Annotated in this window: 19 protein-coding genes and 2 tRNA genes; 13 read left to right on the forward strand and 8 right to left on the reverse strand. The window is 66.9% G+C overall.

Translation table 11 applies throughout. The features are described from left to right. Window positions 1–17: 17 nt before the first annotated feature. Window positions 18–590 carry a (deoxy)nucleoside triphosphate pyrophosphohydrolase gene (locus tag A9D14_RS09695; RefSeq protein ID WP_332459766.1) on the reverse strand — a complete coding sequence of 191 codons (573 nt, stop codon included), beginning with the start codon at window positions 588–590 and terminating at the stop codon, window positions 18–20. Here A9D14_RS09695 and A9D14_RS09700 point away from each other — a divergent pair. Both A9D14_RS09700 and A9D14_RS09705 read left to right on the forward strand, forming a co-directional pair. Beyond that, entirely contained in the window at window positions 572–760 is a 189-nt protein-coding gene (locus A9D14_RS09700) for a Flp family type IVb pilin (protein WP_066845754.1), read from the forward strand. The two genes, A9D14_RS09695 and A9D14_RS09700, sit on opposite strands and share 19 nt — an antisense overlap. 142 nt (window positions 761–902) lie before the next feature. Next, window positions 903–1,088, forward strand: coding sequence for a Flp family type IVb pilin (locus A9D14_RS09705; RefSeq protein WP_066845759.1), 186 nt, complete (start codon window positions 903–905; stop codon window positions 1,086–1,088). A gap of 81 nt (window positions 1,089–1,169) precedes the next feature. Here the strand turns inward: A9D14_RS09705 and A9D14_RS09710 are convergent, their stop codons facing one another. From A9D14_RS09710 to A9D14_RS09730, 5 genes are all read right to left on the reverse strand, one after another. Continuing rightward, window positions 1,170–2,702, reverse strand: a complete 1,533-nt coding sequence (locus A9D14_RS09710; protein ID WP_232468494.1) for a M48 family metalloprotease — start codon at window positions 2,700–2,702, stop codon at window positions 1,170–1,172. 163 nt (window positions 2,703–2,865) lie between these two features. Next, on the reverse strand, window positions 2,866–3,822 hold the full coding sequence (locus A9D14_RS09715; protein WP_066845766.1) for an acetyl-CoA carboxylase carboxyltransferase subunit alpha: 957 nt from the start codon (window positions 3,820–3,822) through the stop codon (window positions 2,866–2,868). Between the two features lie 47 nt (window positions 3,823–3,869). Beyond that, complete coding sequence (locus A9D14_RS09720) at window positions 3,870–4,790, reverse strand: tyrosine recombinase (protein ID WP_066845769.1); 921 nt, start codon at window positions 4,788–4,790, stop codon at window positions 3,870–3,872. A 15-nt stretch (window positions 4,791–4,805) separates the two neighbouring features. Beyond that, window positions 4,806–6,686: a hypothetical protein gene (locus A9D14_RS09725; protein ID WP_066845772.1), complete on the reverse strand. Its 1,881-nt coding sequence runs from the start codon at window positions 6,684–6,686 to the stop codon at window positions 4,806–4,808. Continuing rightward, on the reverse strand, window positions 6,683–6,871 hold the full coding sequence (locus A9D14_RS09730) for a hypothetical protein (RefSeq protein ID WP_066845775.1): 189 nt from the start codon (window positions 6,869–6,871) through the stop codon (window positions 6,683–6,685). Before A9D14_RS09730 ends, A9D14_RS09725 begins: the two co-directional genes overlap by 4 nt. Window positions 6,872–6,957: 86 nt before the next feature. Here A9D14_RS09730 and A9D14_RS09735 point away from each other — a divergent pair, with 86 nt between their 5' ends. From A9D14_RS09735 to A9D14_RS09745, 3 genes are all read left to right on the forward strand, one after another. Next, on the forward strand, window positions 6,958–7,578 hold the full coding sequence (locus A9D14_RS09735; protein ID WP_083987829.1) for a shikimate kinase: 621 nt from the start codon (window positions 6,958–6,960) through the stop codon (window positions 7,576–7,578). A 2-nt stretch (window positions 7,579–7,580) separates the two neighbouring features. Beyond that, the gene (gene aroB, locus A9D14_RS09740) at window positions 7,581–8,687 is read left to right on the forward strand and encodes a 3-dehydroquinate synthase (RefSeq protein WP_066848831.1); all 1,107 of its coding nucleotides are present in this window, start codon (window positions 7,581–7,583) and stop codon (window positions 8,685–8,687) included. 94 nt (window positions 8,688–8,781) lie between these two features. Further along, window positions 8,782–10,350, forward strand: coding sequence for an MFS transporter (locus A9D14_RS09745; RefSeq protein WP_232468495.1), 1,569 nt, complete (start codon window positions 8,782–8,784; stop codon window positions 10,348–10,350). Between the two features lie 275 nt (window positions 10,351–10,625). Here the strand turns inward: A9D14_RS09745 and A9D14_RS09750 are convergent, their stop codons facing one another. Then, a complete protein-coding gene (locus A9D14_RS09750; protein ID WP_066848836.1) occupies window positions 10,626–11,093 on the reverse strand; it encodes an Lrp/AsnC family transcriptional regulator in 468 nt (155 codons plus the stop codon). A 306-nt stretch (window positions 11,094–11,399) separates the two neighbouring features. Here A9D14_RS09750 and A9D14_RS09755 point away from each other — a divergent pair, with 306 nt between their 5' ends. The 3 genes from A9D14_RS09755 to A9D14_RS09765 all read left to right on the forward strand — a co-directional run bounded on the left by A9D14_RS09755 (window position 11,400) and on the right by A9D14_RS09765 (window position 13,468). Then, window positions 11,400–13,217, forward strand: coding sequence for a histidine kinase dimerization/phospho-acceptor domain-containing protein (locus A9D14_RS09755; protein WP_087910490.1), 1,818 nt, complete (start codon window positions 11,400–11,402; stop codon window positions 13,215–13,217). 72 nt (window positions 13,218–13,289) lie between these two features. Beyond that, a tRNA-Ile gene (locus A9D14_RS09760) sits at window positions 13,290–13,365 on the forward strand. A 26-nt stretch (window positions 13,366–13,391) separates the two neighbouring features. After that, window positions 13,392–13,468 (forward strand) — tRNA-Pro (locus A9D14_RS09765). A 165-nt stretch (window positions 13,469–13,633) separates the two neighbouring features. On the opposite strand, the gene A9D14_RS09770 is transcribed toward A9D14_RS09765, so the two are convergent. Then, entirely contained in the window at window positions 13,634–14,509 is an 876-nt protein-coding gene (locus tag A9D14_RS09770; RefSeq protein WP_083987830.1) for an SMP-30/gluconolactonase/LRE family protein, read from the reverse strand. Between the two features lie 117 nt (window positions 14,510–14,626). Here A9D14_RS09770 and A9D14_RS09775 point away from each other — a divergent pair, with 117 nt between their 5' ends. From A9D14_RS09775 to A9D14_RS09795, 5 genes are all read left to right on the forward strand, one after another. Continuing rightward, on the forward strand, window positions 14,627–15,337 hold the full coding sequence (locus A9D14_RS09775; RefSeq protein ID WP_066845781.1) for a TetR/AcrR family transcriptional regulator: 711 nt from the start codon (window positions 14,627–14,629) through the stop codon (window positions 15,335–15,337). A 125-nt stretch (window positions 15,338–15,462) separates the two neighbouring features. After that, window positions 15,463–16,836 (forward strand): aromatic ring-hydroxylating oxygenase subunit alpha, encoded by a 1,374-nt coding sequence (locus A9D14_RS09780; protein WP_066845784.1) that lies wholly within the window; start codon window positions 15,463–15,465, stop codon window positions 16,834–16,836. Beyond that, window positions 16,833–17,327 carry a VOC family protein gene (locus tag A9D14_RS09785; protein WP_066845787.1) on the forward strand — a complete coding sequence of 165 codons (495 nt, stop codon included), beginning with the start codon at window positions 16,833–16,835 and terminating at the stop codon, window positions 17,325–17,327. Before A9D14_RS09780 ends, A9D14_RS09785 begins: the two co-directional genes overlap by 4 nt. A 27-nt stretch (window positions 17,328–17,354) precedes the next feature. After that, window positions 17,355–18,182: an SDR family NAD(P)-dependent oxidoreductase gene (locus A9D14_RS09790; protein WP_066845790.1), complete on the forward strand. Its 828-nt coding sequence runs from the start codon at window positions 17,355–17,357 to the stop codon at window positions 18,180–18,182. Window positions 18,183–18,419: 237 nt separating this feature from the next. Then, window positions 18,420–18,995, forward strand: a complete 576-nt coding sequence (locus tag A9D14_RS09795) for a superoxide dismutase family protein (protein WP_232468496.1) — start codon at window positions 18,420–18,422, stop codon at window positions 18,993–18,995. The last annotated feature ends 45 nt before the right edge of the window (window positions 18,996–19,040 follow it).

The raw sequence follows: 19,040 nt of genomic DNA on the forward strand, positions 1-19,040 counted from the left end.
GGCGCGCTGCGGAAGGCCTAACCGCCGAACCCCGCCCGCAACTGCCCCAGCAGAACCCGGTCCAGCGGCGCCAGCTCCAGCGATTCGATCTGGCGAATCGCGAACCAGCCCAGCTCGCCGCCTTCCAGTGGAGCCGGGATTCCGGTCCAGATTCGGCAGCTGTAAAGAAGCAATACAATCCCGCGCGGCGGCTGCGGGGGCGAAAAATCCCGCATCTCATGCGCGAATCCGCAAGGCTGAAAAGCGCTGTCGCAAATCGAAACGCCCAGCTCCTCGGTAAGCTCGCGGGCCAGCGCGGCAGGCGGGGTCTCGCCGATCTCGACCTTCCCGCCGGGAAATTCCCACAAGCCTTCCAGATGCTTACCCGGCGGCCGCCGATGCATCAGCACAAGCCCCGCCCGATTGACCAGCGCGCCGGCGACCACCAGCAGCGGCGGCATCACCGGCCCCGGCCCGGCGCCCGCGTCACCCTGTGTCGGCCCGCTTTTCAACTCATGCTCCCCCATCAACCAAATTTTAATTCCTGTCGGCGATTTTAATGATCGGACCACACGGGGAGGCCCGGCGAGCAATGACGACCATGATTTCAAGGCTGCTGCAGGACGAGCAAGGCGCGACGGCCATCGAATATGGCCTGCTCTGCGCTTTGATCGCCATTGCCACACTCGGCGCGCTACAGTCATTCGCCGGATCGACAATAACTATGTGGATGCGAGTTTCTAGCGAAACCTTGGATGCAAACGCTGAAAATTTCAAGTAACCGTTTACTGAAAATTCAGGGTTTTATTCTAGAAAGTAGGAGCTTGATCCAGACTTTGGGGGCACCAGAGGTTACGAAGACTTCTGCCAAATACGGAATGAGCTGGTGAATTGAAGTACTTTATTTGACCAGGAGAACGACCATGAAGCTTTTCAACGAAATTCTGAACGACGAATCTGGCGCGACCGCGATCGAATACGGCCTGATCGCTGCGCTGATCGCCGTCGCCCTGATCGCTGCCCTCGGTTCGCTGGGCGGTTCGCTCAACAACACCTTCAATGGCGTCGGTGGTGAGCTGAACACCGCCAACAAAAAGATGGCTGACTAATTTAACGGATCATCCGTTACTGAGCGGAGGGGCGGCAGGAAACTGCCGCCCCTTTGTCGTTGGTTCACACTTCAAGCGCGATCAATAAACGACCAGCTTCACCTTCTGTCCCGGCTGCAGCACCGCGTTCGTATCCAGCGAGTTCAGCACCAGAAACCGTTCCAGCTTGCCATTGTCGTAAGCCATGCGGTTCGCCAGCCCCTGCAGCGTATCGCCCGATTTCACCGTCACCACATCGATCTTGCGCGGCTTCACCGCCGCCGCCTGGCTGGCCGAGATTCGGCGCATCGACTGGTACATCGGGTTGAACACGCCCGCCTGCCCGGCCTGCGTGATGGTGACGAAATGGAACGCCTGGCTGTTCGAGAATTCATAGGCGAACACCGTCACGTCGACCGCGCCATTGCCCGTATTGGCCCGCGCGGTGCCATAGGCGGCAGGCAGGCCGTTGACCGTGGTGCGCTGGATCTGCGCAGGCTGGACCTGCGGCTGCCCTTCGCCCGCCAGCTGCCCGAACACCTTGCCGACATAGTTGTTGAGATCGCCCGAATAGGGCGCCCCCGCCAGCTGGCCGCGGCCCGACTGGCCCGAGATCGACACCGCCTGCGTGCCATTGACCAGGAAAAAGCCATTTGGCGCGTCGAAGGCGAAGCGCAGCTCGGGGTGCACGAAGCTGTTGCCGTCGACGATGCCCTGCTTGGGATCGTCGCCATACAGCATGCCGTCGACCGCGGTCAGGAATGCGTCGCGATTCGTCACCGTGCCCGGCATGCCCTGCGCTTCCTGAAAGGCGTCGCGCACGCGGCTGGCAGGATCGGGGTGGGTGCTCGCCCATTCGGGCACCGCGTTCGAGCCCGAGGACCCTGCAAGCCGCGCATCCAGCGTGTTCTGCTGCGCCAGGCTTTCCAGCACCGATGCCATCGCCATCGGATCATATCCGGCGCTCGACAGATAGGCGATGCCAAGGTCGTCTGCCTGATGCTCCTGGCTACGCGAATATTTCAGCGTCAGCAGCTGCGAACCCTGCATCGCCAGTTCCTGGCCCAGCTGGCCCAGCTGCGAATTGCCCAGCAGCACGCCCGAAACGACCGCCCCCAGCACCCCCAGCAGCGAATTCTGCTGCTGCGCCTGCTGGCGCGTTTGCGAATGGCGCGCGGCGACATGGCCGACCTCGTGCCCCAGCACGGCGGCCAGCTCTGCCTCGTTGTCCATCAGGCCGACAAGCTGGCGGGTGGTGTAGATATAGCCGCCGGGAATCGCGAAGGCATTGTTCACCGGGCTGTTGAGCAGCGTCACCGTATAGGCCTCGCGCGCGGTGGCGAGCCCGGATTGCGCGGCGATGTTCTTGCCCACGCGCTCGACGTAATTGGTCACCGGCGCGTTATATTCGCCGCCGAACTGCGCCAGAAGCTGCGGATGCGCCTCGGCCCCGTACTGACGCTCCTGCTGCGTGATCGATCCGGCCTGGCCGGGTACCACCGGCGGGGTGGTGGTGCCGGCGCAGGCGGACAGCGCCAGCGCCATGGCGACGGCACCCCCCTTGAAAACTGTCTTGCGGCGGCGTGACGGAACGGCTGACGGCTTGGGCGCGGCAGCGCGGGATTGGCGGTTCATTGGCATCGGCTCCCTCGAAGAAATTACCTGCATTACAGGATCAATCGGCGCCGCCCGAGCCGAGCAGCGCCGAAGGTCCCCATGCGGGGTAAAACCGAGATATGACAGCAATTGTTCCCGCAAGCTGAACGGGAATCGCGCCGAGCCGTCCGGCGACAAAGGCCTAGAAGCGCGATCCGATCTGCAGGAACCGCTCGGCCCGGCGCGAGCGAAGCTGCGCCGCGCCCTGGCCCGCCAGCCTGCCCAGCTCCTCGTCGATCGCCTTGCCCAGCGCGTCCGCGGCCGCGGCATGATCTCGGTGCGCGCCGCCCAGGGGTTCGGGCACGATCCGGTCGATCACGCCCAGCTCCTTCAGGTTCTGCGCGGTCACCTTCATCGCCTCGGCCGCGTCGGGCGCCTTTTCGGCGGTGCGCCACAGGATCGATGCGCAGCCTTCGGGGCTGATCACCGAATAGACCGCATGCTCCATCATCATCACGCATTCGGCCGATGCCAGCGCCACCGCGCCGCCCGATCCGCCCTCGCCCACGATGGTGGCGACCATCGGCACCGGCAGGTCCAGGCAGGCCTGCGTCGCGCGGGCGATCGCCTCGGCCTGTCCGCGCTCTTCCGCCTCGATCCCCGGAAACGCGCCCGACGTATCGACCAGCGTGACGACCGGCAGGCCGAAACGCCCCGCCATCTCCATCAGCCGCACCGCCTTGCGATAGCCTTCGGGCTTGCCCATGCCGAAATTGTGGCGAAGCCGCGACTGGACGTCATGGCCCTTTTCATGGCCGATCAGCATCACCTTCTGCCCGGTCTTCAGCGTGGCGAAACCGCCCAGGATCGCCTGGTCGTCGGCAAAGCTGCGGTCGCCGCCCAGCGCCATGAAATCGTCGGTCAGCTGCGCGACGTAGTCCTTGAAGTGCGGGCGCTGCGGATGGCGGGCGACCTGCGTCTTCTGCCACGGCGACAGCTGGCGATAGATCTGCGCGCGCTGGTTGGCGGCCTTCGCCTCAAGCTTCGACACTTCCGAACTGATATCGACGACATCGTCCTTGTCCGACGTGTCGCGCAGCGCCTTGATCTGCGCTTCCAGCTCGGCCAGCGGCTTTTCGAATTCAAGATAGGAAATCATGGCCGGAGCGCTAACCGCACATCGTGCAAACGGCAAGAGGCTGCCGTTCAGCGCGCACCGCCGCCACCCATCCCGCGTGCGAGCGGATGCCGCGCATTGACCAGTTCCACCAGCCGCGCCGAATCGACATGGGTATAGATCTGCGTGGTCGAGATATCGGCATGGCCCAGCAGCGTCTGCAGCACGCGCAGATCCGCCCCGCCTTCCAGCAGATGAGTGGCGAATGCGTGGCGCAGCACATGCGGGCTGATCGCTTGCGGATCGATGCCCGCGCGCCCCGCCAGTTCGCGCAGCAGCTGGAACAGCCGCACCCGGCTGATATGCCCGGTGCGCGATGGGAACAGGAATCGCGCACCCCCGGAACCGACCGCGCCCGAATTCGCGGGCACGACGCGCTTCGCCAGCCATGCCGACAGTGCCTGTTTCGCGCGGGTCGATACCGGCACCATGCGCTGCTTGCCGCCCTTGCCCGTCAGCGTCAGCAGCGGCGCATCGCGCGGCACGCTGCTCAGCGGCAGCGACACCAGCTCGGTCGCGCGCAGCCCCGATCCATACAGCAGTTCCAGCAGCGCCAGCATTCGCACCGCCTCGGGCCTTTCGGTCCGGGCCTCTTCCTCGGCGGCGGCGAACAGGGCGGCAATCTGGTCATGCGTCAGCAGGCGAGGCAGCGGCCGGCGGGTTTGCGGGCGGGGCAGCGCGTCCGACGGATCGTCCTCGCGCAGCCTCTCGTCCACCAGGAAGCCATAGAACTGGCGCAAGGCCGAACAGCGCCGCGCCAGGCTTGAAGGCGCCAGATGCGCCCATTCGCCGCCCAGCCCGGCCAGCGCGGCGCCGCTCGCATGGACCAGATCCGGCACCGCCTCGCGCGCAGCTTCCAAGTCGCGGGCATATGCCGCCAGCGTGTTGGTCGCCGCCCCGCGCTCCGCCGCCAGATGGGCCAGGAATTCGCGGATCTCGGCGCGGCTCATGCGCGCGGGCGCCCCTTACGCCCTGGCGACGGCTTCGGCCGCGATCATCCGGGCCTCGGCCTCAAGCCCCGCGGCCTTCATCGCCGAGACGATGTGATACAGGTGCAGCGGCGTCATCTTGGACCAGCTCGACCCCTGCATGCCAAGCCCCGCCAGCATGGTGACCAGCGCCGCATTGCGCCGCTCGCCCGCCCGCGCGATGGCGCGGGTCCAGGCGGTCTGGCGCGACAGGTCGAACCCCATGTCGCCCGACAGCTCCTCCGCATTCGCCTGCGTCATCCGGTCCAGCCCCGCCAGCCCCGCGACCAGCAGGCGCGATCGCAGGCCGTCTCCGTCATTCTCCATGAAGCTGCGGACGCCGCTTTCCTCGACCGGCGTCCCCCGGCCCGGCGCCGCCAGCGCCAGCTGCGCCCAGCCGCTGCTGCCCACCGGCACCACGCCGGCCCAGCGCAGCGCATTGCGGTCCAGCCCCGCCGCCAGCATGGATGCGATCAGGTCTCCCGCCGCGTCCGCCATCTCGGCATTCACCGGCATGCGCGCGGCGGCATAGGCGGTCAGCACCTGGCGCGCATAGCGGTCCTCGCCGTCGCCCCAGATGTCCTGCATCGCGTCCAGCCGCTGCGCCGGCGTCCCGACATAGGCCTCGCGCAGCAGGGCGGCGCGCGCCGCCTGGTCGCCCGAAAGCTCGGTATCGTCATAGATCTGCGAATAGAGATCGACCATCGCGGTGCTGGAAAAGATGCCGCGCCGCGCGGCCAGGTCCGATGCCGCGGCACGGGTGACGATGTCGACCGAAGGCGACAGCGCCGCCAGCAGCCGGTATTGCGGCCCGCCCGCCGCGCTCAGCCCCTCGGGCACCTCGGCCCCGGTCGCGGTCGCCAGCGCATAGCGCCACGGCGTCAGCGCATCGACCTCGTCCCATTCCAGCGTGACCGCGCGGCGCTGCCGCCCGACCGCGCCCGCGTATTTCTGCGCCAGCAGCGCGTCGAAGCGCCCCTCGCCGCCGCGCCTGACCACGCGCTCGATCCGGTCCATCCCGCCGCTCTCGCCCGAATAGGTCGAGCACAGCGCGCGCCACAGCTCCCACTGCTCGTCGTCGCGGGTCGCGCCGTGCAGCCGCATCATCGGGCAGGCACCGGTGAAATCGCCAGTACCGATATAGGCGTCATAGGCCGCGGAAATCAGCGGCTGCGTATAATCGGCGGTATCGACTTCCTGCACCAAGGCGCGGGCGACCACCGGCTCGCCCAGCCGGTTCAGCAGACCGGCGCGCAGCGCGGCGAATTCCATGCCGTCCATGCCCGCGGGCGGCGCCATCCGGCTCGCCAATGCGCGGCGCAGCGCGATATGGCCCCAGCGCGACACCAGCGGCCCGCGCGTGCCGCGCAGCACGTTGCGCACGAACAGCGCCCGCGTGTTGGCCACCGCGCCCACGCCCATCCCGCCTTCCTCGCGGTCGAGCAGGCCGACGCGTTCGGAAGAACGGCGCGCGGCGGGCGGAATGTCGAAAGTCGGCTTCAGGCCCAGCAGCTCGTCCAGCTCGTCCGGGTCCATCGCCTCCAGCTCCTCCAGCGAGGGGAGCCGGTCCAGCATCTCGCGCGCAGCCTCGGCGCGCGACTGCTGCCGCTCCGCCGCCGATGGCGCGTCGGGCACATCCTGCACCACGGGCCGCGACACCGCATCCCCCGTCGATGGCGCGGGCGCGGGCGTTCGCGGCTGCGCAGGCGTTTGCCTGGGCGCAGGCGTCGGCCTCGGCGCGGGAGCGGGAGCCGGTGCGGGCGCAGGCTCGTCGAAGCCCGGGGGCAGCAGCGATTCGGGCGAATCCTGCGCCATCAGCACGGCGGCGGGCGTGGCCGCCAGCAGCCCGGCGACGAACAGCCGCGCACGCAGCCTCATGCCGCGTCTCCGCCATTGGCAGTGACCGGATCGAGCGGCTGCTCGATCACGTGCACGTCGGTATATCCGCCGTCGATCCATGCATAAAGGACGACAGCCGCCAGCAGCGCCGCCACAAGCCAGACCCAGGACTTCGAAGTTTTGCGGGAAATCGTACTCACCATCACCTGCTCTGCGCGCGTCATGCGATTCTGCCGCCCGGCCCCGAATTGCAAAGGGGCACGCGGCGCGCGCTTGCATGACCGGTTAGCCCAACTATAGGCATTGCTCAATGTCCCAGGCCCGCAATTCACCGCCGATTGACCACAGCACAGGCCCAGCCCCCGCTCTGCCCGACGCGGCGGCGCTGGCGCGGCTGACCGCGCGGCTGGACAAGCCGGTGGTGATGGTGGGCCTGATGGGCGTGGGCAAGTCGACCGTGGGCAAGCGCCTGTCGCAGTGCCTGAACACCCCCTTCGTCGACGCCGACGACGAGGTGGTGAAGGCCGCGCAGATGAGCATTCCGGAAATCTTCGACCGGTTCGGAGAGGATTATTTCCGCGACGGCGAACGCCGCGTGATCGCCCGGCTGATAGAGGAAAACGCCGGGCGCCCCGCCGTGATCGCCACCGGCGGCGGCGCGTTCGCCGACGACGAGACCCGGGCCCTGATCCTGGACCGCGCCATCGCGGTCTGGCTTTACGCCGATCTCGACACGCTGGTCGCGCGGGTCGGCCGCAAGAACACCCGCCCGCTGCTGACCGGCAGGAACCCGCGCGAGGTGCTGGGCGAGCTGATGGAAAGGCGCGGCCCCGCCTATGCGCAGGCCCCGATCCGCGTCATCAGCGACGCGGGACCGCAATCGAACGGCGTCGCACGCATCATCGCCGCGCTTGAGGATTATCTGGCATGACCATCTCCACCGTTCCCGTGGCGCTTGCGGGGCGCGGCTATGACGTGCGCGTCGGCAGCGGCCTGCTGGCCGACATCGCGGCACAGTGCGGCCCGCTGCTGCGCAAGCCCGCGGTGCCCATCGTGACGGACGCGCATGTCGCCCCGCTGTGGCAGGACGCGATCGACGCCTCGCTGGCGGCGGCGGGCAAACGGGCGCGCTGGCTGGTCCTGCCCGCGGGCGAGGCGACGAAGGACTGGGCGCATCTGGAGGAAGTCTGCGACTTCCTGCTGGCCGAGGGGGTCGACCGGGGCGACCACATACTGGCCCTTGGCGGAGGCGTGATCGGCGACCTGACCGGCTTCGCCACCTCGGTGCTGAAACGCGGCTGCGGCTTCGTCCAGCTTCCCACCAGCTTGCTCGCACAAGTCGATTCCAGCGTCGGCGGCAAGACCGCGATCAACACGCGCGCGGGCAAGAACCTGATCGGCGCGTTCCACCAGCCCGCGCTGGTGCTGGCCGACATCGGCGCGCTGGCCACCCTGCCCCCGCGCGAATTGCGCGCCGGCTATGCCGAGGTGGTGAAATACGGCCTCATCGACGATCCCGCCTTCTTCGCATGGTGCGAGGCGAACGGCGCCGCCCTGCTGGCAGGCGACGAGGACCTGCGCGCCGAAGCCGTGCGCCGCTCGGTCGAGGCGAAGGCCCGCGTCGTCGCCGCGGACGAGCGCGAGACGACCGGCACCCGCGCCCTGCTCAACCTGGGCCATACCTTCGGCCACGCGCTGGAAGCCGAATGCGGCTATGACGGCACGCTGCTCCACGGCGAGGCGGTGGCGATGGGCATGGTGCTGGCCGCGCGCTATTCGGTGCGGCGCGGCGAGATGGCCGGACAGGACGCAGAGCGTATCGCCGCCCATTTCCGCGCGATGGACATGCGCGCCGAGCTGCCCCAGCTGAACCTGTCGTGCGACGGGCGCACGCTGGCGAATCACATGCTGCACGACAAGAAGATGGACGCGGGCACGCTGCCCTTCCTGCTGATGCGCGGCATCGGGCAGGCGTGGCTGGCCAAGGATGTCGCGCTGGACGACGTGGCGCGTTTTCTGGACGAACAACTCGCCCGCTGACGCGCCGCCGACGCGACAGGCTGCCATCCTCGCGCTAGGAAGCGCCGCGGGCGACACCCGCATCGGGTAACCGCCCGCCTGGGGAGTTTCGATCTTGGGAGCGTATACCGGCAATTCGATCATTGGACCGCGCTGGCCTTTGTTCTGGGCGGGCTGCACCGCCATCGCGGCGGGCGTGCTGCTGCACCTGCCGATGCTGGCGATGGCGCACCGGATGGGCAACCACCTCCACGGGATGGCGATGGACGGGTGGATGTACCTGGGCATGGCGCTGATCGGCATCGGCGTGCCGCTGGCCATCGTCGGCGCGCTGCCCCGGCGGCGGCCCGCACACAGCGCCAGCGCAGGCACCAGCTATGAAGCGGCGGACGATACGCCGCTGAACCGCTCGCACGCGGCGGTGCTGGCGGTGCTGGTGCTGGCGCTGGTCATCGACACGATGAAACCCGCGACGCTGGGCTTCGTCATCCCCGGCATGCGCGGCGAATATGGCATCACCCGCTCGGCCGCCGCGCTGCTGCCGCTGGCCGCGCTGTCGGGCACGGTGGTCGGATCGTTCGTGTGGGGCCTGCTGGCGGATCTGTACGGGCGGCGCGTGTCGATCCTGCTGTCGACGATCCTGTTCGTCTCCACCGCGATCTGCGGGGCGATGCCGTCCTATGGCTGGAACCTGGTGATGTGCTTCCTGATGGGCAGTTCGGCGGGCGGCATGCTGCCCGTCGTCTATACCTTGCTGGCCGAGATCATGCCCCCGCGCCACCGCAACTGGGTGCTGGTGCTGGTGGGGGGCACCGGCCTTGTCGGCGGCTATCTGTCGGCCAGCGGCGCGGCGCATCTGTTCGAGCCGGTGTATGGCTGGCGCAGCCTGTGGCTGCTGGGCTTTCCCACCGGTATCGCGCTGCTGGCACTGGCGCGCTGGATCCCCGAATCGCCGCGCTTCCTGGCTGAACGCGGCCGCGACGCAGAGCTGGCCGACATGGCGCGCCGCTTCGGCATCGTCCCCCGCCCGCGCGCTGCACGGGCGGAAGCGGCGGCTTCCACACCCGCCGCCCAGCCGCTCACCACGGGCAGCCACCGCTTCCTCACCCCCGCGCTGGTGCTGGCCGCGCTGGCGTGGAGCTTCGTCACTTTCGGCCTGCTGCTGTGGCTGCCTTCGGACCTGCAGGACCGGGGCTATGACGCGGGGCTGGCCAGCGGGATCATCGCCAGCTCCTCGCTGCTGGCGCTGCCGACGATCGCTCTCGCCGCGCTGTTCTACAGCCGGTGGAGCAGCGTGAAGACGCTGGTCGGCACCGTACTGCTGACCATGGCGGGTCTGGCGGGCGCGCTGCTGCCGCCATCGCTGCTGGCGCAGCCGCCGGTGCTGATCGCGGTGATCGCGCTGCTGGTGGTCGGATCGAACGGGCTGATCGCGGTGCTGCTGCCCTATGCGGCGGAAAACTACCCGCTGGGTATCAGGGGCCGGGCGACCGGGCTGGTCGCCGCCAGCAGCAAGTTCGGCGGCGTCGTGATCCAGCTTGGGGCGCTGGTCGGCCTGATCCCCACCCTTGGCGGTGTGGCAGCCGCGCTGCTGCTGCCCTTCGCACTGGCCGCCGCCGCCATCGCCGCCTTCGGCCGCGAAACCCGCGGCCGCAGCCTGCGCGAGATCGAGGCGGACCGATAGAATCTGGCGCCCCGATTTCGCTGTCCTACAGCGCCGCCGCCGTGCCACACGAAACGCATCGCCGTGGCGGGCGATACGGCTGTTTGAACGATGTGAATTTTCCCGGACGCCAATGGTGTCAACCGGCAGCCGGAAACCCGCGGAAATCCGCGCCCCCGCACAGGGTGACAGCGTCTGTAGGAAGTGTCGTCTGTGTCAACCGGACGGGCAGCGTTCCGGCTGGCAGGCAGGCAGGCAGGCACGCAGGCAGGCAGGGGCCAGTTGGGAGTTGGGGGTCAGCGACCCTTGATCGGAACCCCCGGCAGGTTCTTGTGCGTGCGGATCACCAGCGATGTCTTGACACTGGCGACATTGGGCGCGGGCGTCAGCTTGCTGGTCAGGAATTCCTGGAAGCTCTGCAGATCGTGGCTGACGATTTTCAGCATGAAGTCGATCTCGCCGTTGAGCATGTGACACTCGCGCACTTCGGGCAGCGTGTTCATGTGCTCCTCGAACGCCTTCAGCGATTCCTCGGCCTGGCTCTTCAGGCTGACCATCGCGAAAACGGTGATCGTATAGCTCAGCGCCGCTGCATCGAGCTCGGCGTGATAGCCGCGAATGATGCCCGCTTCCTCAAGCGCGCGAACCCGGCGCAGGCAGGGCGGTGCGGTCAGCCCGACTCGGCTGGCAAGCTCGACATTGGTGATGCGGCCTTCCGACTGCAGTTCGGCCAGCAGGTGGCGGTCAATTTCATCCAGTATCATAAGGCGTTCTTCCTTCACCGTCTTCTACGCCAGAAACGCGTTCGGCCCGGGGGCGATGCACGTGGGGGGACGGATGGCAAAACACATAACAAAGTTTTTGGCGTGTTTCTCCGCAATTATTTTACTCCAACGCAATCCGCGCAGGGGTTGTTCCAGTTTGCAACGTGCGCGCCATCGCAGTTTTGATATGTTAAGAATTTGTTTACCCGTGGTCCCGCGGCAGATCCTGGGCACGTTTCCCGGCCCCGGCTGCCGCACCGGCTTCGGCCGCGGCCATGGGGGCCGCCGGGTCAGCATGGGGGTTCGATGACACTGGACGATCGCTTGCGCACGGTATTGGGGGTCGCCGTCGACGGCGAACGTGCCGCGCTTGCCCAGTATCGCCAGCTCGTCGACCTGCTCGGTTCGGGCGGAACGGTCGCCGATGGCCAGCTCGTCGCCTCGGCCTTCCTGCGCCTGTCGGTCCTGTCGCGCCGCCTGCCGGTGCCGGAACGGGTCGCCATCCTGCGCGAACCCGGCCTGCGGCTGCGCACGCCCTCGCTGGTCGCGCAACTGTGCGAAGGCGACGTCACCGTGGCGCAGGCCGCGATCGAATCGGCAGCGCTCGATCCCGACGGCTGGGACGCAGTGATCCCGATGCTGCGCAACGGTCTCAGCACCCATGCCAAGGCCCGCCGCCAGCAATCGCGGAAAGACGCCGAAACGCCGCCCGCCCCGCCGCTGGAACTGCGCGCCGAGGACGAGACCCGGCCTGAAACGATCCGCACCGAACCGGCGGTGGGGGCCATGGAAGGATCGATCGAGAGTACCGTGACCGTTCCTGCACCGGTCGCCGACCGCCCGGCTTCCGAAGCCGAGGCCGCAGTCAAGCCCGCCCCGGCATCCGGGCCCGCACCCAAGCCTGCATCAGGGCCTGCACAAGGGCTTGCACAAGGGCCTGCACAAGGGCCTGCATCCAGTCCCGCTCCGGCCCCCAATGGCTGGCGCAAGCCGGCGGGCCGGACCGGTACCGCCGACATCGCCAGCCTGGTCCAGAGGATCGAGGAATACCGCGAACAGCGCGCCAGTCGCACCGGTCCCGCAGGCCGGTCGCCGGGCGCCGCGGCCGAGGAACCGGGCGAGATACGCGCCGCAATGGTCGACTGCCGCATCGGGCCCGACGGACGGATCGGCTGGGCAGGCGCCCTGCCTTCGCTGCTGACCGGACTGACCTTCTCCACGGCGGACGAGGCATCCGTCCGGATCGACAAGCGCTCCGCCACCGCCCTGCGGCGGCAGCAGGTCGTGCGAGGGGGTCAGGTCACCATCGCCACCGCACCGGCGATCGCGGGAAGCTGGCGGCTGGACGCGGTGCCGCGCTTCGACCAAGCGGGCCGTTTCCTGGGCCATCATGCCCGGCTGACCCGCCAGCCTGCCAAGCGCGACGACAGCGATCCGCGCGGCGACGAGGTCCGGCAGGCGCTGCACGAATTGCGCACGCCGCTGGGCGCGATCCAGGGTTTCGCCGAGATCATCCAGCAGCAGTTGTTCGGCGATGTGCCCAATCGCTACCGTGCGCAGGCCGCCTATATCGCCGCCGAAAGCGCCCGCCTGCTGGCCGGGCTGGAGGAAGTCGAACGGCTGGTCCGCATGCGCAAGGGCCGCATTGCCATGCCTGAAGGCGAAACCGCCCTGGCGGCGATGCTGGGGCAACTGGTCGACCAGTTCGCCTCGATCGAACAGGGTCAGGGCGCGAAATTCGTACTCGACGCGCCCGGCCCCGACGTGGTCGTCCCGGTCGAGGAACACGAGGCCGAAACGATGCTCTGGCGCCTGCTGGCGACGCTTTCGGCCGCGGCGGAACCCGGCGAACGGCTGGATGCCGTGCTCGAGGATGGCAGTCAGGTCGAGCTGACGATCACCCTCCCCCGCGCGCTGCGCGACATCGCGCTGTTCGACGCGAAGCTCGATCTCAGCGAACACGGCGAACCGGTGCTGGGAATGCTGGGCGCAGGGTTCGCGCTGCGGCTGGCTGCCGCCGAAATGCGCGCCGCCGGCGGCAGCTTCGGCCACGACGACGAGCGGGTGGTGCTGCGCCTTCCGCCTGCACGCCACCGCGCCGAACACAGCGCGAGCGCGGCCTGAACAGATAATGCGCGCCGGATGCGCCTGCGGCTTGCCAAGACCCGGCGGTGCGGCTAACCGCTCTGTCGCGATGGGCCTGTAGCTCAGCGGTTAGAGCTGGCCGCTCATAACGGCTAGGTCGCGGGTTCGAATCCTGCCGGGCCCACCATCCGCCTAATGGCAGGCATCCAGCGTCGGGGAGTGGCGCAGTCCGGTAGCGCGCCTGCTTTGGGAGCAGGATGTCGCAGGTTCGAATCCTGTCTCCCCGACCATTTTGCCGGAAGCCCTGTTTCAAAGCGACCGGTTGTGCTGGCGAGCGGCGGAAGCCGCATGCTCTGACACGGCGCACGCTTATGGGCCGCAGACTGGCAGATCTGACGCTTGGCGAATTTCCCCCAAGTCGATCGCATCAACCTGCTGGCTTTTTGCTTTCCCCTTCAGGGGACCAAAGAACCGAACCGAGTTTGCGCACTCGCCAGCCCGGCGATGTCCACCCCCAGTCGCAGGACCGCCCCGGCTTTCGGCACTTCCTCGTTTCCGCCCGTCGCGACGAACAGGCTTTTCGCATCGGTCGTTCCAAAGCAGAGGCTGACGACGTGCGGAAAGGGAAAGGTCAGCGCCTGCATGGCCGCGCCCCCGGGCGAATATTGCACCAGCTTTCCGGTGCTCCAGCATGCCAGCCACAGATTGCCATCGCTGTCGGCGGCCAGCCCGTCTGCTGCCTCTTCCTCGACCAGCAGATGCCCTGCTTCGGGAAGGCCATTCGCGTTCAGCGGATAGCGCCATATCCCGCGCGAAGTCTCGGAATGATAGAGGTAGCGGTCGCATGGGCTGAACGCGATGCCGTTGGAGGCGAAGACATCGCGCCGCAGGACCGTGACCTCCCCCGCGGCGGACATATGGAAGAACCGGCCGGGAGAAGGGGTCTCGCCCGTTTCCATGATCGATACGAAGTCGATCGTGCCTGCGAACAGCCCGCCGCGACCGTCGGCCTCCATGTCGTTGATGGCGATGATCGGCTCGCCCTCGATCTCGGTCAGGATGTCGGTGCTTTCGCCGGTTCGGGGATCGAACGCGATGATGCCGCCGCGCCCGCCGCAGATTATCTTGCCCGATTCGTCGAACACCATGCCGCCGACCCATTGGCGGTCCGCCAGCATGGTCTCGACCTCGCCGCCAAGCCGCTTGCGATATATGCCGCCGCCGGTCAGGTCGGAAAACCAGACGTCGCCGCCGGGCGAAACGCGCGGCGCTTCGACGAAATCATATCCCCGTGCGACGATTTCGAAACCGGTTGCCTGTTGTGTCTGCATGCGCGCTCTCCCGCCTTCGACCCTAATGTAGCGGGAAGGCCGGCGCAGTTGGCCAATGTGTCAGGTGGGCGGCGGGCGGCAGTGGCCAAGGCAGCGGCGGGCGGCTAGATGCGGAAAATGACGTTGCACCGCGACCCCACGGCCCCGCTCGGCTCGATCGCTTTCGATCAGGATCCCGCGCGATGGATGGAAGGCAGCGCCGCCTTCACCAGGCCGCAGCAGCAGCGCAGCCGGGACGCGCTCGAACGCATCGTGGCCAGCGCGGTCGGCCTGTTCTCCCGCAGCGGCTTCGACGCGGCGCGGGTGTCCGACATTGCCAGCGAAGCCGGCGTGCCAGTCGGCACCGTCTATCAGCATTTCCCCGACAAGGAGGCGCTGCTTGCGGCGATCGTTGCCGGATATCGCGCCTGCCGGATGCGCGAGATACGGGAACTGTGCACCTCTGCCGAGGCTCGTGCGGCCAGCCCGCGCCAGCTTGTCGAACTGCACCTCGACATCGTGTTCAGCGCATTCAGCGCGGATGCAGGCCTGCTCCGCCTGATCGAGCGCAAGCGGCTGGAAGACGTCAGCGTGCACCGCGACCAGAGCATGGCCAACGATGTGGTCGCGACCTGGATCGCGGATCTTCTGGTCGAACGACTGCCCGACCGCGACCCCGCCGAATTGCGGCGGCAGGTTCATTACGCCCACTCGATCATTCGCGGGGCGGTGGTATGGTCGGTGCTGCCAACGGTTGGCGAACTGGGCGAAGGTCTGAAGGTGACCGACACCGGATTCGCGGTCGAAGCCCTGAAAATGGCGCTGCGCTATCTTGGGATAGACGAGTAACTCCGCCGGACGCGAAGCGCAGCAACCTATCCTTTTGCTGCGTTGACCCGAAGCACCCGCCAGATCACCCTTTCCGAAACAGAAGATGAATTCACATTCATCTCTCAGATGGAGAGGATACGGCGATGAACGATATCCAGCAGGTCATGCGCGAGCGCTATCCCGGCAACACATGGGCGGATGTCGCACGCCGCGACGGTCCGCTACCCGATGTGCTGTCCCTGCAGGCCAACCCCGAACAGAACCTGCGCGACATTTCCTTTGCGCGCTATACCGATCAGGCGTTTTTCGATCTGGAAATGCAGCGCATTTGGAAGCGCACGTGGCAATTCGCCTGCCGCGCGGAGCATGTCGCGGAGGTCGGCGATTTCTTCGTCTATGACATCGGCCGCCTGTCCGTGCTGATCGTCCGCAGCGAGGAAGGGCTGAAGGCCTATTACAATTCCTGCCTCCACCGCGGCACCAAGCTGAAGGCGTCGGGATCGTGCGGCTGGGCATCGGGCATCACCTGCCCGTTCCACAATTGGAGCTGGAACCTGGACGGCTCGCTGAAATCCATACCCTGCGACTTCGAATTCCCGCAGGTCGACCATGCGAAGGCCGGACTGGCCGAGGTTCAGGTCGCCAGCTGGAACGGCATGGTCATGGTGAACTTCGATCCCAAGGCCCCGCCGCTGATCGATTATCTTGAGGTTCTGCCCCGGCATTTCGCCAATTGGGACCTGACGGGCTGGTATGTCGCAACCCATGTCCGAAAGCATCTGCCGGGCAACTGGAAACTGTCGATGGAAGCCTTCATGGAGGCCTATCACACCCCCTACGTCCACCCCGAGATGACCAATGTCGTGGGCGACCACAACATGCAGCACGACATATTCTCGGACCATGTCAGCCGCGACCTGTGCGCCATGGCATCGCCCAGCCCGACCTCGCAGCGGGCAATGAGCGAGCAGGAACTGCTCGACAGCATGCTGGTCGCCGACGGCGCGATGGTCGGCGCACGCGCCAGGGTGCCCGAGGGCAAAACCGCGCGCTGGGTGATGGCGCAGCAATTGCGCGAACAGATGCGCGAGAAGCACGGCCTCGACTATTCGGGCCATTCGGTGCCCGAGATGATCGATTCGCTGAAATATCACCTGTTCCCGAACCTGCTGATCTATCCCGCGCCGGGGCTGTGCCTGGTGCAGCAGTTCCGTCCGGACGGGCATGACCGCGACCGCGCGATCTTCGACCAGTATGTCCTGCATCCCAAGCCGCAAAACGGTGATTTCGAGGTCGCCGAGGTCCAGGTAATCCGCGAGGACGAGAGCTTCGCCAGCATCGAGAGCATGGACCCGTTCCTGGCCAGCGTGCTCGACCAGGACACCGACATCATGCGCATGCAGCGCGAGGGCATGTACGCCAGCGGCAAGGGCGCGGAGACGCTGTCGATCTATCAGGAAGCCCGCATCCGGCACCTGCACGACACGCTCGACAAATATCTGGAGAGGGCGGAATGAAACAGCACATCAACGGCGTCCATCACATCTCGGTCTCGGTCCCCGACATCGACACCGCGCGGCGCTTCTACATCGAACTGCTGGGCGCCGAGGAAGTCTTTACCGGCGAATGGGAACCGGGCAATGCCTGGATCGATGCCATCGTCGGGATCGAGGATTCCGCCGCCAAGTCCTTCATGGCGCGGCTGAAGAACATCTATATCGAGGTGTTCGAATATGTGTCGCCCAAGTCGCCGCCGCAGGATCCGGCGCGTCCGGTCAGCCACAACGGATACACCCATATCGGTTTCCAGGTAGACGACATCCAGGCCGTCCATGCCCGCATGGTCGAGGCCGGGCTGACCTTCAACACCGCCCCGGACATGAGCGTGATCACCACCGACGAGAACGGCAACAAGACCGGCCATGCCGCGACCTATGGCCGCGACTTCTTCGGCAATCTGTTCGAGATCATGGAGATCCACCCGAACGAGAGCATTCCGGCTCTCTGACGCCGAACACGAAAGCGGGAGGGTAGATTGGATCTCGAACTCAAGGGTAAGAAGGTCATCGTGAGCGCCGCGACGCGCGGCATCGGGCGCCGGATCGTCGAGGGCTTTCTGGACGAAGGCGCGATAGTTTCCTTCTGCGGCCGCCGCGCGCGGGCCGACCAGGCCAATCCCAGCGACAAGGACGTCTATGCCAACCAGCTGCCCGGCGACGGGGTCGAGGATGCAGTCCGGGCCCTCTCGCAGCGCGGGAAGGTCCATGGCAGCGTGGTCGACTGCGGTTATTTCGACCAGGTCACGCAGTGGGTGGAAAAGGCCGCGGCCGACATGGGCGGGATCGACATCGTCGTATCGAACGCCAGCGCGCTAGGCGGCACGCCGCGCAGCCGCAAGGGGTGGGACATCAACTACAACGTCGACCTGATGTCGGCGGTCGCCATGTTCGACACCGCCCTGCCGCACATGAAGGCGGCGGGCGGCGGCGCCTTCGTGCAGATGTCGACCATCACCGCGATCGAGAACCACGCATTCGGCGAAGCGGGGCTGAGCTATGGCGCGATCAAGGCGGCGCTGATCAACTATACGCACCAGCTATCGATTGATTACATGAAGGACGGGATCCGCTGCAATTGCGTGTGTCCCGGACCGGTCCTGATCCCCGACGGAAGCTGGGGTTTCCTAGAGCAGGAACTGCCCGAATATTATGAGGCGAACCGCGCGAAGCACCCCGCGGGCCGCTTCGGTCGTCCCGAAGAGATCGCCGATGCCGTGCTGTTCCTTGCCTCGGCGCGCGCGTCGTGGATCACGGGCGTCAACCTGACGGTCGATGGCGGCTTCACCCGCAACGTCAAATACTGACCCTGCGGGACAGCGCGGCCGGTTGGGAATGTCGCTCTGGTCGGTTCAGCGGACCGGAGGACGCGTTGGTCAGGAACGGGCCTTTCCGGCCATGTCCCGATGCTGCCCCGGCCCGATGACCGACCTCACGCGAATCCTTTCGGGAACACCTGCCAGCGAAGGGCATTGGCCAAGGGACAGATGCATTTCGCAACGGGCAGGTTCGTGCTGCCCTGGCTTACAGGAAGGACAGCCCCCATGAACACAAGATCCATCGCCACCACCATGCTGGCCGGCATCGGCGCACTCGCCCTGACGGCATGCGCCGAGGAACCGACCCCGGCCGAACCGGTTGCCGACAACGACATGGAAATGTCGACCGCCGAAATGGGCACGGAAACTGCCTCCGCCGTGCTGCGCGACACCGAGGGTAACGAGGTTGGCACCGTGACCGCCACGGGCAATGGCGAGATGCTGATGGTCTCGGTCGACGCGATGGGCATGCCCGAAGGCATGCACGGGGCGCATATCCATACGACGGGCGATTGCTCGGCCAGCGACTTCACCAGCGCGGGCGGCCATTGGAACCCGACGGACGTCAATCACGGCACGCAGAGCGAGGAACCCAATCCGCACGCTGGCGACCTGCCGAATATCGAGATCGGCGCTGACGGCACCGGAACCCTCGAAGGCACGTCCACCGGCACATTCTCGGGCCTCATGGATGCCGACGGCTCGGCCTTCGTCATTCATGCCAATCCGGACGATTACGAAAGCCAGCCCAGCGGCGATGCGGGCGACCGGATCGCATGCGGTGTGTTCTCCGCCAGCTGACCGTCCGGACGAATCACATCAAAAAGGGGCGGCCCATGCAGCCGC

It is taken from the genome of Croceicoccus marinus (genome assembly GCF_001661675.2).
Lineage (GTDB): Bacteria > Pseudomonadota > Alphaproteobacteria > Sphingomonadales > Sphingomonadaceae > Croceicoccus > Croceicoccus marinus.